The sequence below is a fragment of the Caballeronia sp. PC1 genome, assembly GCF_021353155.1.
Taxonomy (GTDB): domain Bacteria; phylum Pseudomonadota; class Gammaproteobacteria; order Burkholderiales; family Burkholderiaceae; genus Caballeronia; species Caballeronia cordobensis.
On record NZ_JAJUBH010000001.1, the window covers coordinates 2,742,498 to 2,757,609 of the forward strand.

The window sequence follows — 15,112 nt, forward strand, 5'->3', positions numbered from 1 at the left end:
CACTTCCTCTCATCAATGACTGCGGCACGTCGTTACAGGCTGTCGCGCGTGTATACGATGCGTGTCGTGTGCGTCGTCGGATCGCGATACACGAGCGTCGTGCGCTCCAGTTGCGCGCGTTCATGCTCGACGCGTCCGTGAATCACGAAATACCGCGTGGTGACGTCCATTTCGTTCGGGTCCATCGACACCGTCTTGACGCCCGCGCCGGTCAGCGCGAGCTGCACGTTGCCGATGTCGTGAAAAAACACCGTCTCGCGGCGCGCGACGAACGCCTGCGCCTGCGACAGATTCATGCCCGGCACCACGGCCGCGATCACTTCGGCGGGCGCGGTGTTCATGTTCACAGCCGTCGAAGTCGGCAGCACGTTGACGAACGGCCGGAGCTTCGCGACCGCTTCCGCCGAAAACCCCGGCACGTCGAGCAGCGAATCGACGCTGATCATCTGCAAGGGCGCGACGGGCGCGTTGCCGTCGGTGTCCTTGAGGCCGGGATCGTCCGTGAAGTTGCCGCCGCCCGCAGCGCCGCCCTGCGCGAGCGCGGCGATCGTCGCCGCGGTGCTCTGGCCGCCCGCCGCGCCCGTCGCACTCGTCGTACCGCCGACGCCGGTCTGCATCTGAAAACGCGTCGCGGAGCGCGCGAGGCCCGCGCGCATCTGCAACGCCACCGTTTTCGCGAGCGAGCCGTTGATGCCGAGCATCGCGAGCAGCCGCTGAAACGCCTGAATCTGCTCGACGTTGATGGTCAGCACGCCGGGCGTCGGCGTCGATACGAGATTGCGCAGGTTGAACTTCGCCTGCGCGTCTTCGATCGAGCCGGACAGATACGTCGATGCGCCCTGCTGCGCGCGCACTTCGCCGATCTGCCCGAGAAAATCCGAGAGCTTCGTCTTGGCGATCGGCACGCCCCACACGCCGCCGAGATACGTGACCGTCGGCGAGGTATCGGCTTCCGAGCGCAGGATGAGACGCGTCCAGTCGAGCGCGCTGCGCGAAATCCATTGCGCCTGCGCGAGCAGCCGCTGATTTTCGATGCGGCGAATCTGCACTTGCTGGCGCCACAGCATGCCCGACACGAGAATCGCCGCGAGCGACACCACCAGCAACGCGCTGATGATCGCGACGCCGCGTTCCTTCCGGTTCCGGCCGAGCTTTAGCATCGTCATTCTCCGACCAGAAAAACGCGCGTGATCGGCACTTGCAGATTGCGCGCGCCGACCGCGACCTGAATGCCCGAAACCGCGCGCGCGAGCGGCGCGTTGCCCAGTTGCGGCACTTTCAGGTTGTTGTCGTTCTGCCTGATCTGCGAGAGCACGTCGGCCATTCGCGTCGTCCAGCCTTTTTCGGGAATGTAGACGCGCGTCGCGAGCGACGCCACGCCGCCCATCAACGGAATCGCGCTCCAGCCGTCCGCCGAATCGCCCGACGACAACGCGCGCCGCACTTCACCGACGTTTTCGAGCGGCGGCGACGCCGAGCGCACGATCCGCCCGTTCGACAGCCGATAGCGCACCACCTGCAGACGCGGCGCCGTGTTGGGCGCGAACACGCCGCGCACGATCTGCAGCGAGCCGTTGCCGATCTGCACCGCAGGCTGGCCGGCTTCGTCGTCGGTGGCGGCCTGGCGCGCGTCGATGCGCATCTGGTCGAACAACTGCGCGACGATGCGCTCGTCTTCCATCGAATTCTCGATGGTGGCGCGCGCGCGGATCACCGAGTCGAGCCCGCGCCACGACAACACGGCGATCACCGCGAGAATCGCGATCGCGATCAGCATTTCGAGCAGCGTGAAACCGCGCTGCCTTCGATGCGTCCGGTTCCGGTCAGAGCGAGCGATTCGTTTCATTCGCCACCACCGTGACCATTTGCGCCAGATAACCCGAGCGGCCCGGCGTCGTGACGAGCATCTCGACGCGCCGGAAAATCGGGTTCGGCGTTTGGCTCACGCGCTGCGTGCACATGAGCTTCAGATTGCCCTGCGAGCAGTCGAACGTGCGCGAGCCGATCTGCGGAAACTGGCGCGAGAGCCGCAATTGCGCGAGTTCGTTGTCCGCGCTCCAGCCCGCGAGCAGCCGCCGGTGCAAATCCGCTTCGCCCGTCGCGAGCGAGCCGACCGCGCGGATCGACGCCGCGAGCGCCACGCCGATGATCGCCAGCGCCACCAGCACTTCGATCATGGTGAAGCCGCGTTGAGGTGAACGGCGCGCGCGCATCATCGCACCTGAAAGCGGCCGTTGCCGCTGCCGACGATGGTCACGCGGCCCGCCGCCGAGATCAGCGTGATTTCCATCGGCGTGTCGATGGCTTCGGTGCCGAACACCAGCCGGCTCACGGATTTGTCGGAATCGAGAAACTGGATCGTCACGCCGGTCACGCCGCCTTCCCAGCGACGGGCGCGCAACAGGTCGTCGCGCAGCGGACGCCAGCCGTCTTCCGTGCGGATGTCGAAGCGAAAGCCGCCGTCGAGCGGCTGCCACGCGATCGGCCGCGCGCGCACCTGCGCTTCGTCCCCCGCCGATTCGAACAGCAGCGCGAGACGCTGTGCTTCCTCGTTGAGGTCGGTGCGCGGGTTGCGCGTCAGTTGCAGCGACGCGAGCGACACGAGCAGACCCGCGATCACCAGCACGACGAGCATTTCCAGCAGCGTGAAACCTGCCTGACGACGCGCCGATAAATGCCCGTTCACGATTTCCGCAGCCTGCTGCTTACTGCCAGGAGCCGACGTCGGCATCGTTGCCGTCGCCGCCCGCCTTGTTATCCGCGCCGTAGCTGAACACGTCGATCTCGCCGTGCACGCCCGGATTCAGATACTGATACTGTCCGCCCCACGGATCGGCCGGCAGGCGCTCGAGATAGCCGCCGTCCTTCCAGTTGTTCGGCACCGGCTCGGTCGAAGGCTTCTCGACCAGCGCGCGCAGGCCTTGCTCCTGCGTCGGATAGCGGCCGTTATCGAGGCGATACAGCTTCATCGCCTGCATGATCGTGCCGATGTCCTGCTTCGCGGCGACGCGGCGGGCCTCGTCCGGACGGCTCATGATCTTCGGCACGATCAGCGCGGCGAGAATGCCGAGAATCGCGATCACGACCATGATTTCGATCAGCGTGAAGCCGCCCTGGCGGCGTGCCCGATTGGTTTCGATGCGGCGTTGCATCAGTTGCATAACTGCTTACCTCTTGAATTAAAAGTACATTTGCGGGCCTCGTGCCCGCTGTGAACGGAAAAACCGCCGGTCATTCTAGACGCGCGCCCGGCTCGCTACGCGCGAGCGAGTCATCGCGTCGCGCTCAGCGCACCCAGACAGTCGGCCCAGGCGGATTCTGCGGCAGGAACACTTCGGATTTCACGCCATTGCGATCGATGATGATCGAGCGCGCGCGCACTTCCGAGAGCTTCACGCCCTGCGTGAGCGGGCCGCCCAGCGACACGGCCTTCGCCGGTTCGCCGCCGTAGCTCACGATGGCCGCCGCGCCGCCCTGCAGCGCGAGAATGCCGAACAGATGCACGTCCGAATTGGCCTGGCGTTCCAGCCGCCCGCCGAAAATGGTCGCGGCCTGCTCGACCGAGGGCGCGCGCGTCGCGGCCGCGGCGGGCAACGGCGTGGTATCGCGCGACGTCAGCGTGACGATCCAGTACGTCAGCGTCACGCAGAAAAGCGCGAGCGCGGCGAGCGTCAGCAAGCGAGTTTGAAGGACGTTCATCACTGCACCAGATTATTCAGTTCGATGATCGGCAGCATCACCGCGAGCACGATCACGAGCACGACGCCGCCCATTGCGAGAATGAGCAGCGGCTCAAGCAGGCTCGTGAGGAACATCGTGCGGCGTTCCAGTTCGCGCGCTTCGCCTTCGGAGGCGCGGTCGAGCATCGTGGTGACGTCGCCGGTCGCTTCGCCCGAGCGGATCAGATGCACGAGCACCGGCGGAAACGTCCGCGTGTTGCCGAGCGCGCGCGACAGCGACGAGCCTTCGCGCACGCGCACGATGGCGTCGTCGACGTTATTGCGCATCGCCGTGTTCGACAGCGTTTCGCCCGCCGCCTGCAGCGCGCGCAGGATCGGCACGCCGGCCGCCGTGAGAATGGCGAGCGTGCTGGCGAAGCGCACCGTGTTGTAGCCGCGCACCAGCTTGCCGATGAGCGGCGCGGTGAGCAGCCACCGGTCGAAGGACATGCGCGGCCCGGGCCGCGCGAGAATGCTCTTCACGAGCCACGCGAAAATGGCCACGCCGATCAGCACGGCCCACCAGTAGCTTCGGACGAAGGCGGACAGCGCCATCATCATGACGGTGAGAAACGGCAACTGCTGCTTCGTGCTCGCGAACACGTTCACGACCTGCGGCACGACATAGCTCAAGAGGAACGTGACGATGCCAAACGCGATGAGCGTGACGATGCCCGGATACGTGAACGCCAGGATGATCTTCTGCTTGAGCGCGTTGCGCTGCTCGATGTAATCCGCGAGACGCGAAAGCACGAGACCGAGCTTGCCGGTGTGCTCGCCCGCGGCAACCAGCGCGCGATAGATCTCCGGGAAATCCTTCGGATGCTGCGCGAGCGCGTTGGCGAACGAATGGCCGCCGAGCACTTCGGCGCGGATCGCGGCCATCAATTCGCGGATGTAGTCGCGCTCCGACTGTTCGGTCAGCACCGAGAGCGTCTCGCCGAGCGGCAGCCCCGCGATCAAAAGGCTCGCGAGCTGGCGCGTGAGGATCGCCTGTTCGCGCTGCGACAGACGCCGCCCGAGCGAAAGCCGCTGATTGCGCTCGCCGCGCGTGCGCGTGCCCGCCGCCTCGACGACGAGCGGCGTGAGCCCTTGCGTGCGCAACTGACTGCGCGCGGCGCGGGCGCTGTCGGCGTCGAGCACGCCTTTTTGCGTCTTGCCCGCGTGGTCGATCGCTTCGAAACGGAATGCCGGCATACGTTCAGTCCCCGCCCGTCACACGCAGCACTTCTTCCAGCGAACTTACGCCTGCCGCGAGCCAGCGATCGCCGTCCTCGCGCAGCGTACGCATGCCTTGCGCGCGTCCCGCTTCGAGAATCTCGGCATCCGCCGCGTTGCGATGGATCAGCGGGCGGATCGTGTCGTCGATCAGCAGCAGTTCGTAGACGCCGCGACGGCCGACATAGCCCGACTGGCCGCATCGGTCGCAACCGACCGGGTGCCAGTGCTTCGTACCGTCTTCCTCGACGCGCTCTTCCTTGCACACGGGGCACAACTGCCGCACGAGCCGCTGCGCGAGCACGCCGAGCAGCGAGGACGCGAGCAGATACGGCTCCACGCCCATGTCGGTGAGACGCGTGACGGCGGAGGCCGCGTCGTTCGTGTGCAGCGTGGCGAGCACGAGGTGGCCGGTGAGCGATGCCTGCACCGCGATCTGCGCGGTTTCGAGATCGCGGATTTCACCGATCATGATGATGTCCGGATCCTGACGCAGAATCGAACGCAGCGCGCGCGCGAAGGTCATGCCGATGCGCTCGTTCACCTGCGTCTGGCCGATGCCCGAGAGATCGTATTCGATCGGATCTTCCACCGTCATGATGTTGGTGGTCGTCGTTTCGAGCCGCGACATCGACGCGTACAGGGTCGTCGTCTTGCCCGAGCCGGTCGGCCCGGTCACGAGCACGATGCCGTGCGGGCGGCCGATCAGCTTGTCGAAGTTGACGAGCGTGTCGCGCGCCATGCCGAGCTTTTCGAGATTCAAACGCTGCGCGTCTTTTTCGAGCAGACGCAGCACCGCGCGCTCGCCGTGACCGGTCGGCAGCGTGGACACCCGCACGTCGACCGGACGGCCGCCGACGCGCAACGTGATGCGCCCGTCCTGCGGCAGGCGTTTTTCGGCGATATCGAGCTGCGCCATGATCTTGATACGCGAGATCAGCGCGCCGTGCAGCGCCTTTTTCGGACGCACGACGTCGCGCAGCGTGCCATCGACACGAAAGCGCACGACCGAGGCGTTCTCGAACGGCTCGATGTGGATATCGGATGCCTGCTCGCGCGCCGCCTGCGTCAGAAGCGCGTTGATCATGCGGATGATCGGCGCGTCGTCTTCGGATTCGAGCAGATCCTCGACTTCCGGAATGTCCTGCATCAGGCGCGACAGATCGACTTCGCCTTCCACTTCGCCGACGACCTGCGCCGCGCTGCCGTCGTTGCGCGCATACGCCGAATTGATCGCCGCGGCGAGTTCGTCGGCGGGCTTGCGCACGATCGACAGCGCGCCGAAATTGCGCGCGACCTCCGCGAGCGCCGCATCGGTCGTGCGCTCGCTGATCCACACCTCGATGCTGTCCGCGTGCTGATGCGCGAGCAGAATCTGCCCGCTGCGCGCGAAGCCGTAGGGCACGAGCCGGGCCGCCAGCGGCGACGCCGCGCTGCTCGCGCTCTCGACTGCATCGTTGACCGTGCTCACGGCCGCACTCCTTGCTGGGTGTTGGGATACCCGTTGCTGTTCGTCGCGGCGTTGCCGGGCATGGCATTCGTCGCGCCGTTCGCCGGCATGGCGTTGGTCGCGCCGTTCGCGGGCATCGGATACATCGTGCCGCCTTGCGGCACCGGACCGGCCTCAGGATTCTGCGGCAGCGTCGTGCTCGGGCCGGGGCCGCGCGTCGTATTGCTCCAGTCCAGCAGATTCTGGGCCGGCGCGCCGCCGCCTTCGCTCGGACCGAGCGGCTTGGGCGGCATCACCGGCACATTCTGGTCCTTGATGAGACGGTTGTCCGTCGTCGAGCCGTATTGCTGCTGGCGCAGATAGTCGTAGCGCGTGGTGGCGATCTGCGTGGACGTAGCCTGATCGCGCACGATCACCGGACGCAGGAACACCATCAGATTGGTTTTCGTGCGCGTCTTGCTTTCGCTTCTGAACAGGCTGCCGATGAACGGAATGTCGCCGAGCAGCGGAATCTTGCTGTTGTTGTTGTTGTACTGATCCTGCATCAGGCCGCCGAGCACGACGATTTCGCCGTCGTCGGCAAGGATGGTCGATTGCACCGAGCGCGTGTTGATCGTCACGCCGCCCGGATCGTTCTTCGTGCCGTTGTCGACGCTCGAATCTTCCTGATAGATCTGCATCTTCAGCACGCCGCCGTCGGTGATCTGCGGCTTCACGTGCAGCGTCACGCCGACGTCGCGGCGGTCGAAGGTATTGAACGCCGTCACCGAGGTCGCGGCGTTGGCGGTCGGCGTCGCATACGAACCGGTCACGACCGGCACGTTCTGGCCGACGACGATCTTCGCTTCTTCGTTGTCGAGCGTGATCAGGTTCGGCGTGGACAGAATGTTCGCATCCGCCGACGTCGAGAGCGCCTGCAGCAGGCCGCCGAGACCGAAAAGATCGCCGAAGCGGTGCAGAAGACCGATGTTCAGGCCTTGCGCGAGCAGACCGGTCGTGGAAGTGAGCGACGACGGATTCTGCGCAATGGCATTGCCCTGCAAGGTCAGATCGACGATGTTCGTATTGCCGGCGCCGAAGCTCGAACTGCCGTACAGCGCGTTGTTGTGGCTGTTCGAAAGCAGCGCGCCCTGCCATTGAATGCCGAGATTCGCGCCGGTCGTCGCGGAGAGTTCCACGATCAGCGCTTCGATGTAGACCTGCGCGCGGCGCGCGTCGAGCTGGTCGATCACGGAGCGCAGGTTGCGGTACATCGGATCGGGCGCGGTGATGATGAGCGAGTTCGTCGCCGCATCGGCCTGGATCATGCCGCCGCCCTGATCGCTGCCCTGGTCGTTGTCCTTGTTCGACGAAAAGCTCGAATCGCGATTGCCCGAGCCGCCCGTCATCGGATTGTTGCTCGTGCCCGAACTGCCGCCGAGACCGCCCGGCAGCGGCGGCATGCCGGACTGGCCGGTGGACATCGACGAATTGCTGAGGCCGCCGCCGCTTTGTCCGAAATTCGAACTTTGATTGGACGAACCGGACGTGCTGTCCGAGCCGCTGCCCTTGCCGAGCATGCCGCGCAGCGTCTTGGCGAGGCGCGTGGCGTCGGCGTTGCGCAGCGCCACGACGTGCATGTTGCCGGGCTGGCCCGTGGGCGCGTCGAGCTTGTTCGCGAGCGCCTTCGCAGCCGCGAGGCGCGCGCTGCTGGAGGCGCGGAACATCAGGGAGTTGGTGCGCGCATCCGGCGTGACGGTGACTTTGAGCGTCGCGTCGGTGCTGCCGATCGTGCCCGGATCGAGCAGCTTGTTCATCTGCTCGGCGACGTCGATGGCGTTCGCGTTCTTCAGCGTGACGATATCGACCTCGCGGCCCGCCGCGGTATCGATGCCCGCGATGATGCCCGCGATGCGGCGCACGTTGTCGGCGTAATCCGTGACGACGAGCGTGTTGTTCGCCGGGTAGGCGGCGATCGTGTTGTTCGGCGAGATCAGCGGGCGCAGGACCGGCAACAGATTGTTCGCCGATTCGTTACGCAACTGAAAGACCTGCGTGATCACCTGATCGCCGCGCGCGGCCGGCTGGTTGCCGACGTAGGTCGGCACGCCCTGCAGCTTGGCGTCGGCCTCGGGCACGACCTTCAGGACGCCATGATCCTGCACGAGCGTGAAGCCCTGCATGCGCAGCGACGACTGGAGCGTTTTCAGCGCCTGGTCCTCGGGAACCGGATTCTCCGAGACGAGGTTGAGCTGCCCCTTGACGCGGGGATCGACGATGATGGTTTTGCCGGTGGCGGCGCCGATCGCTTTCGCGACCTGGTCGATGTCCGCGTTGACGAAATTCAACGTCACTTGCGCGTGCGCGGCCTGCGCGACGATGAGTCCCGCCGCCAGCAGTGCCGTCGCTCTGCGACGCAGTGCGATAGGTTGTCTTCTCATGGATGTGATGTCAGAGCCGGGTCCTGGAAGAGCCGGCCAAGCCGCGCCGCCGTCAGTCGAGAGCGCCGCCGCCGCAGGGTGAAACGGTCGCCCGGTCCACCGCGGTCATTTTAAAAAATGTGACGATAACAGCTTTATGTAACGAAATTGTGCCAATTCGTTCCGGATCAGACCGCACTTCGGCTGCTCGCACGATACACATTTCCAGCGTGCTCAAGCTTTCGAAAAACTTGCCGATAGACCGTATCTGGGCGGTTTCCAGAATCGGCTGATGGTCGCGGGAGCCGAATTGTACCCCGTCCAGAAGTCTTAATATTCATACATTTAGAACATTGCCGATTGACGCGGCTGTACGATCGCGCGCAAGCGTTCTTCAGCCCGGCTGCCGGACGTATGTCTGATAGCCAACTTTAGGCCTTAATCATCAGCCGGTATGATACGGTCGGTTCCGCAATCCGGGCGTTGCAGAAAGCACGGGTTTTCCCCGAGCAAATTCCGGTCGCGGTGCGTTGATTTGTTGGCGTTGGCGCCAAGGCGCCGCAACGGCGGCAAGACGTTCCGCGCGGGCGGATGGAGTGAAGAAAGATGAAGAAAATCGTGCGACTACTCGCGATATGCGGGCCGCTTCTGGCGGCGGCGTCGGCACACGCGGACTGCTTCGACGAAGCGGCGAAGTATCAGAAGGTCAATCCGCTCATCCTTCGTGCCATCGCCTGGCAGGAATCGCACAACAAGCCCGACGCCGTCAACAAGAACGCCAACGGCTCGACCGACTACGGGCTGATGCAGATCAACTCCATTCATCTCGGCACGCTGGCTCAGTACGGCATTTCGAGCGGCACGCTCATGGAGCCATGCAAGAGCGTCTATGTCGCCGCATGGCATCTGCGCCAGAAGATGAACAAGTATGGCAATTCCTGGCAGGCCGTCGGTGCTTACCATTCCGAAACACCCGCGCTGCGCGACAAGTACTCGTCGCAGATCATTGAGATCCTGCGCCGCTGGAAACTGCTCCAGGCCACACGCTGATCTTCCGGGGCCGCCCCCGCACGCGCGCCGCGTCCGGCGCATTTGATGCAAAATCCCTTATTCGATCATCCGCGCCGCGCCCGTGGCCGCGCGGGTTCGCGCTCGCGCGCCCTCTTCTTCGTCACGCCTCTTCGCAATGAACGACACGCCACTGCCAGTCACCGTGCTATCGGGATTCACCGGCGCGGATAAAGCCTCACTCGTCGATGCGCTGCTTGCCAACGCCGAAGATCTGCGCATCGGCGCGGTGACCTACGGCGAGACCGCGTCCGGCGCGGACCGCGACACGACCGAACTGCCTAACGGCTGCATGCGGATGACGCTCGCCGACCCGTCGATGGACGCACTCGAAAGCGCCATCGCATGGCTTGCGCAGCAGCAGCGATTCGACGCGATCGTGGTCGAAGCGCCGGACCTCGCCGATCCGATGACGATCGCCGAGGAACTCGCGTTCGGCGACGACGACGAGGCGGCGCTCGCAGGCCGCGCGCATCTCGATACCTTCGTCACTGTGATCGATGCCACGAGCTTCGCGCGCGACTACGCCTCGTCGGATTCGCTGGCGGAACGCGGGCTCGCACAGGCAAGCCACGATGACGAAGACGGCAAGACGGTCGTGGAAACACTCGTCGAGCAGATCGAGTTTTGCGATGTCATCGTCATCGACAAGATCGATCTCGCCGGCGCGGACGAAGTGACGCGAATCGCGCACATGCTGCACGCCCTCAACCCGCGCGCGGTTCAGGTGCAGACGCAAGCAGGCGAAGTACGTTGCGCCGACGTGCTGAACACCGGCCGCTTCGACTTCGACGCCACCGCGAGCGCGCCCGGCTGGCTCGCCATTCTCGACAGCGACGCTTCGGCGAGCGACGAAGCAGAATCATCGGATGTCGGTCACTTCGTGTATCGCGCGCGCCGGCCGTTTCATCCGGAACGTTTGTGGAACCTGCTGCATCGGGAATGGCCGGGCGTGCTGCGCGCTAAAGGCTTCTTCTGGCTCGCGACGAGAAGCGAGGTCGGCGGTTCGCTCTCGCAAGCGGGCGGCACGTGCCGGCACGGTCCGGCGGGCGTATGGTGGGCGGCGCAGGATCGCAGCGAATGGCCGACCGACGACCCCGAGCTCGAAGCGGAGATTGTTGCGGAATGGTATGGCGATCCCGACGACAACAGCATCGGCGATCGCCGGCAGGAACTGGTGCTGATCGGCGTCGGTCTCGACCGGTCCGCATGGCAGGACAGCTTCGACGCGTGCCTTCTCACCGACGACGAATGGGCGCTCGGCCCCGACGCATGGCAGCGCTTCGCCGATCCGTTCCCGGCATGGGATATCGACGAACACGATCACGAGCATGACCACGACCACGACCACGGTCCCGACTGTGACTGCGACGACCACAAACATTAAGCGCATGGCCGAAAAAAAACCCGCCAAAGGCGGGTCATGTACAACGGGCTACGTCATGTAGCCGCACAATCGGCAAGATGCTTACCGCTTGTTCACTGCGTCCTTGAATGCCTTGCCAGCCGTAAACTTGACCGTCTTTGCGGCCGGAATCTTGATGGATTCGCCGGTTTTCGGATTGCGGCCGGTGCGCGCTGCGCGCTTTCCCGAGCCGAAGCTGCCGAAGCCGATCAACTGCACTGCGTCACCTTTCGATACGGCCTTCTTGATCACTTCGAGCAACGTGTCCAGCGTTTCGCCGGTTTGAGCCTTGCTGGCGCCGGTCTGAGCGGCTACGGCGTCGATCAATTCCTGTTTGTTCATTAAGGTTCCTTTATCAGTTTAGGTTGACACGAACAGCGCGAACGCGCCGATTATACGTGCGCAAGCCGTGACGTCGAGTAGGGACGGCCTTGTGGCGGGCCTCCCCGACGAATCGGCGTGCTTTCGGCCATGTCACCGGCGTTGCTGCACTTCGTCGCCTTCACGCCGCCTCTATACGCGGCGCTTGGTATGATAGCGCAGCGCAAACCCAATCTGGACAAGGGTTTCAAAGATTTACCCTTAATTTCTTGGGGCTCCCGGCCGTTTTTTGTGGCGTAGAACATCTGGGTCCGATCCATGCTACGCGAGCTGATCATTGAATACGGGCTGCCGTTGGTTTTTGCCAACGTTCTGATGGAGTGCCTCGGCTTGCCGCTCCCAGCCTTGCCCACATTGGCTTTGACGGGTGCCATCACGGTTTCGGCAAGCCTCGTTCCGGACGCTTTTCCGGCGCTGTTTCCATTGACCGCGATCGGTCCGCTCGCCGCGATCGTCGTGACGGCGACCATTGCCGCGCTGATCGGCGACACGCTCTGGTTCTGGCTCGGGCGCCGCTACGGCAGCCGTGTGCTCGCCTTCATGTGCAAGCTCTCCATCTCGCGCGATACCTGCGTCAACCGCAGCGCCGGCTTTTTCGGCCGCTTCGGCGTGCGCATCCTCGCCGTATCGAAGTTCATTCCCGGGCTCTCGACACTGGCGATTCCCGTTGCGGGCGCAACCGGCATCGGCTTCGGCAGCTTCCTGTTCTACGATGCGCTCGGCGCGCTGCTGTGGTCCGGCGCCGGCGTCGCGTTCGGCGCGATCTTCGCGGATCTCGTCGATGCCGCGCTCGCCTGGCTCGACCTGTTCGGACGCGGCGTGATCGCGATCGCCGTCGCCGCGCTCGCGCTCTATCTCGCGGTGCGCTGGTGGCAGCGCGTGTCGCTGTTGCGCCGGCTGCGCATGGCGCGTATCGATATCGCGACATTGCGCGCGCTGCTCGCGGGGGAACCGCCGCCGCTCGTCATCGACGTGCGCCGCCACGAACGCCGCGCGATGGACCCGTATGCAATTCCCGGCGCATTGCTTTTGCATGACGACGCCGCGTCGCAGCTTGCCGGCATCGCGCGCAACCGCAAGCTCGTGACCTACTGCGACTGTCCGAGCGAAGTATCGGCGGCGCTCGCGGCGAAGGAGCTGGCGGCGCACGGCTTCACGGACGTCGCGCCGCTGCTCGGCGGGCTCGAAGCGTGGCGCGCGGCGGGCTACGCGCTGGAGCCGCTGATGATCGAAGGCCTCGCGAGCGCCGCGGCGCGAGGCGTCACCAATTCGTCTTCCGCCTGATCTCACTTCGCGCGCCGGCCCGGGCGCGCGCGCGGCCTCTTCGTTGATCGCATGACCGAATCTCCGTTCTTCACGCCGCACGATCTTCCCGCGCGCTGGCGGCGCAAGCGCGCCTTCACGTTCGTCGACACGACTTTCAGCACTTTCCTCGCGCTCTGGCAACGCTGGCGCGACGACGAAAATCGATGCGACCGGCTGCATATCGTCGCGCTCGCGCATCCTCGCGCGCTCGACACGCCGCCTCTGGCCGATGACCCTTCGCCGCTTGCCGCCGAACTCGAGCGCGCGTGGCCGATGCGCGTGCCCGGCATCCAGCGGCTCGAATTCGATGCGGGGCGCGTCGTGCTGACGCTTGCCATCGGCGACGACATCGAAACGCTGCTGTCCAGACTCTGGCTGCGCGCCGATGCCTTCCATCTCGATCTGACCGCGACCGGCGATCCGCGCAAGCTGTGCAAGACGCTCGCGCGCTTCGCCGGCGACGACGCAACGGTGTGCGCATTCACTGCCGATAAGCAACAACTTGAGCGCGCGTTGCAGGCGTCGGGCTTCGCCTGCGCGCCACACGACGCGCACGTCGATGCGCCCGTCACTGCGCGTTTCGCGCCGCGCTGGCGTGTGCGCCGTCACGAACCGCCGATGCCGTACGAGGCGAACGCGCGAGAGGCCATCGTCATCGGTGCCGGGCTCGCGGGTTGCGCGGTGAGTTCGCGTCTCGCCGGGCGCGGCTGGCGCGTCACGCTGATCGATCGTCACGCGTTGCCCGCGCGCGATGCGTCGGGCAATCCGGCGGGCGTGTTTCATCCGATCGTCTGGCGCGACGACAGCGTCGCCGCACGCCTCACGCGCGCGGGCTTCCTCTACGCGCTGCGCCGCTGGCACGCGCTCGAATCGGCGCATCACGACTTGCAGCGCACGGGCGCGGGCCTGCTGCAGATCGCCGATACGTCCGACGATGCCGAAGCGCTCGCGCACGCCATCGCGCGCTTCGCGTATCCGCCCGCCTACGTGCAGCCGATGACGCGCGATGAAGCGTCGCGCATGGCCGGTGTCGATGTCGAACGCGGCGGCTGGTTCTTCCCGCTTGGCGGCGCCATTTCGCCGGCGGCAGTCTGCGCCGCGCAGCTCGCCGATGCGTCGGCGAACATCACGCCGCGCATGAACACCGACGTGACGCGCATCGCGCACGACGGCCGCGTGTGGCGCGCGTTCGACGCGAGCGGCGCTGAAATCGCGAGCGCGCCCGTGCTGGTGCTTGCCAGCGCGCACGACGCCGCGCGGCTCGCGGGCCTGCATGGCGAACCCACGCGCAGTGTGCGCGGCCAGCTCAGCGTGCTCGATCCATGCGCGCTCGATGCGCTGCGCCTGCCGGTGATCGGCGAAGGCTACGCGGTGCCGCTCGGCAAGGATGGTGTGCTCATCGGCGCGACCTACGACATCGACGACGCCGATGGCGAGATCCGCGCGGACGGACATCGGGAAAACATCGAGCGCGTCGCGGGCATGTTGCCGGCGCTCGCGAACACGTCGCCCGGCATTCGCGCGGGGCGCGTCGCGTTCCGCTGCGTGACGAGCGACCGCATGCCGATGATCGGCCAGTTCGCCGATGAAAACGCCGCGCGCCTCAATGCGCGCGAACTGTCGGGCGCGTGGCCGCTCGACCTGCCGCGCATGCCGGGTCTCTATGGCGCGTTCGCGTTCGGATCGCGCGGGCTCGTCTGGGCGACGCTCGCGGCTGAACTAATCGCATCGCAAATCGAGGGCGAGCCGTGGCCCGTCGAACGCGAACTGGCCGAATCGGTCGATCCAGCCCGTTTTTTGCTACGTCTACTGCGGCACGGCGAATTCGGCGCGGCGTAGTTGTCCACGGCATGCTGTGGATAACGCCTCGGATTGCAGGTGAAAGTCGTGTGCATGCGTTGTGCACGTAAACGGGACAACTCGAACGCATGCCGTGCGCGGCAAAAAGTTGTTCCGTGTTAACCGTGCCGCCCCAACATGTTTACGGCCCGCTTCTGCTTTCTCCAAATGATTGAATGAAAAGACGAAAGTATTGTTATCCACAGAAGCGGCAGGCTCTTGTTAACTACTACTACGTTTATATACAGTAAACCTGTAAACACCTGACGGCGAGGCCGCCGTCGCAGCGGTAAACCAAAAGTCCGAATGCCGTGAAAGCGGCAACCGG

Annotated in this window: 14 protein-coding genes; 4 read left to right on the forward strand and 10 right to left on the reverse strand. The window is 65.2% G+C overall.

The features are described 5' to 3' along the window. Positions 1-32 precede the first annotated feature (32 nt). The 9 genes from gspK to gspD all read right to left on the reverse strand — a co-directional run bounded on the left by gspK (position 33) and on the right by gspD (position 8,807). Positions 33-1,166, reverse strand: a complete 1,134-nt coding sequence (gspK, locus tag LY284_RS13115) for a type II secretion system minor pseudopilin GspK (protein WP_144403919.1) — start codon at positions 1,164-1,166, stop codon at positions 33-35. After that, positions 1,163-1,846 (reverse strand): type II secretion system protein J, encoded by a 684-nt coding sequence (locus LY284_RS13120; RefSeq protein WP_081478167.1) that lies wholly within the window; start codon positions 1,844-1,846, stop codon positions 1,163-1,165. Before LY284_RS13120 ends, gspK begins: the two co-directional genes overlap by 4 nt. Continuing rightward, positions 1,824-2,216 (reverse strand): type II secretion system minor pseudopilin GspI, encoded by a 393-nt coding sequence (gene gspI / locus LY284_RS13125; RefSeq protein ID WP_014192720.1) that lies wholly within the window; start codon positions 2,214-2,216, stop codon positions 1,824-1,826. Before gspI ends, LY284_RS13120 begins: the two co-directional genes overlap by 23 nt. Next, positions 2,213-2,803, reverse strand: coding sequence for a GspH/FimT family pseudopilin (locus LY284_RS13130; protein WP_375294259.1), 591 nt, complete (start codon positions 2,801-2,803; stop codon positions 2,213-2,215). Before LY284_RS13130 ends, gspI begins: the two co-directional genes overlap by 4 nt. Then, complete coding sequence (gene gspG / locus LY284_RS13135; protein WP_041731211.1) at positions 2,706-3,152, reverse strand: type II secretion system major pseudopilin GspG; 447 nt, start codon at positions 3,150-3,152, stop codon at positions 2,706-2,708. The genes LY284_RS13130 and gspG overlap by 98 nt, the downstream gene beginning before the upstream one ends. 133 nt (positions 3,153-3,285) lie before the next feature. After that, a complete protein-coding gene (locus tag LY284_RS13140; RefSeq protein ID WP_045451538.1) occupies positions 3,286-3,699 on the reverse strand; it encodes a general secretion pathway protein GspC in 414 nt (137 codons plus the stop codon). Further along, positions 3,699-4,916, reverse strand: a complete 1,218-nt coding sequence (gene gspF, locus LY284_RS13145) for a type II secretion system inner membrane protein GspF (protein WP_014192716.1) — start codon at positions 4,914-4,916, stop codon at positions 3,699-3,701. The genes LY284_RS13140 and gspF overlap by 1 nt, the downstream gene beginning before the upstream one ends. Positions 4,917-4,920: 4 nt before the next feature. Continuing rightward, the gene (gspE, locus tag LY284_RS13150; RefSeq protein ID WP_233386654.1) at positions 4,921-6,408 is read right to left on the reverse strand and encodes a type II secretion system ATPase GspE; all 1,488 of its coding nucleotides are present in this window, start codon (positions 6,406-6,408) and stop codon (positions 4,921-4,923) included. Then, the gene (gene gspD / locus LY284_RS13155; protein WP_041730848.1) at positions 6,405-8,807 is read right to left on the reverse strand and encodes a type II secretion system secretin GspD; all 2,403 of its coding nucleotides are present in this window, start codon (positions 8,805-8,807) and stop codon (positions 6,405-6,407) included. The genes gspE and gspD overlap by 4 nt, the downstream gene beginning before the upstream one ends. Before the next feature lie 585 nt (positions 8,808-9,392). Here gspD and LY284_RS13160 point away from each other — a divergent pair. Then, on the forward strand, positions 9,393-9,836 hold the full coding sequence (locus LY284_RS13160) for a lytic transglycosylase domain-containing protein (protein WP_014192713.1): 444 nt from the start codon (positions 9,393-9,395) through the stop codon (positions 9,834-9,836). Between the two features lie 136 nt (positions 9,837-9,972). After that, positions 9,973-11,241 (forward strand): GTP-binding protein, encoded by a 1,269-nt coding sequence (locus LY284_RS13165; protein ID WP_014192712.1) that lies wholly within the window; start codon positions 9,973-9,975, stop codon positions 11,239-11,241. 81 nt (positions 11,242-11,322) lie between these two features. Here LY284_RS13165 and LY284_RS13170 read toward each other — a convergent pair whose 3' ends face one another. After that, entirely contained in the window at positions 11,323-11,601 is a 279-nt protein-coding gene (locus LY284_RS13170) for an HU family DNA-binding protein (protein ID WP_008352404.1), read from the reverse strand. Positions 11,602-11,970: 369 nt separating this feature from the next. On the opposite strand from LY284_RS13170, the gene LY284_RS13175 reads away from it, so the two are divergent. Beyond that, positions 11,971-12,924 carry a VTT domain-containing protein gene (locus tag LY284_RS13175; protein WP_233386657.1) on the forward strand — a complete coding sequence of 318 codons (954 nt, stop codon included), beginning with the start codon at positions 11,971-11,973 and terminating at the stop codon, positions 12,922-12,924. Between the two features lie 51 nt (positions 12,925-12,975). Further along, positions 12,976-14,784, forward strand: a complete 1,809-nt coding sequence (gene mnmC / locus LY284_RS13180; protein WP_014192710.1) for a bifunctional tRNA (5-methylaminomethyl-2-thiouridine)(34)-methyltransferase MnmD/FAD-dependent 5-carboxymethylaminomethyl-2-thiouridine(34) oxidoreductase MnmC — start codon at positions 12,976-12,978, stop codon at positions 14,782-14,784. Positions 14,785-15,112 lie beyond the last annotated feature (328 nt).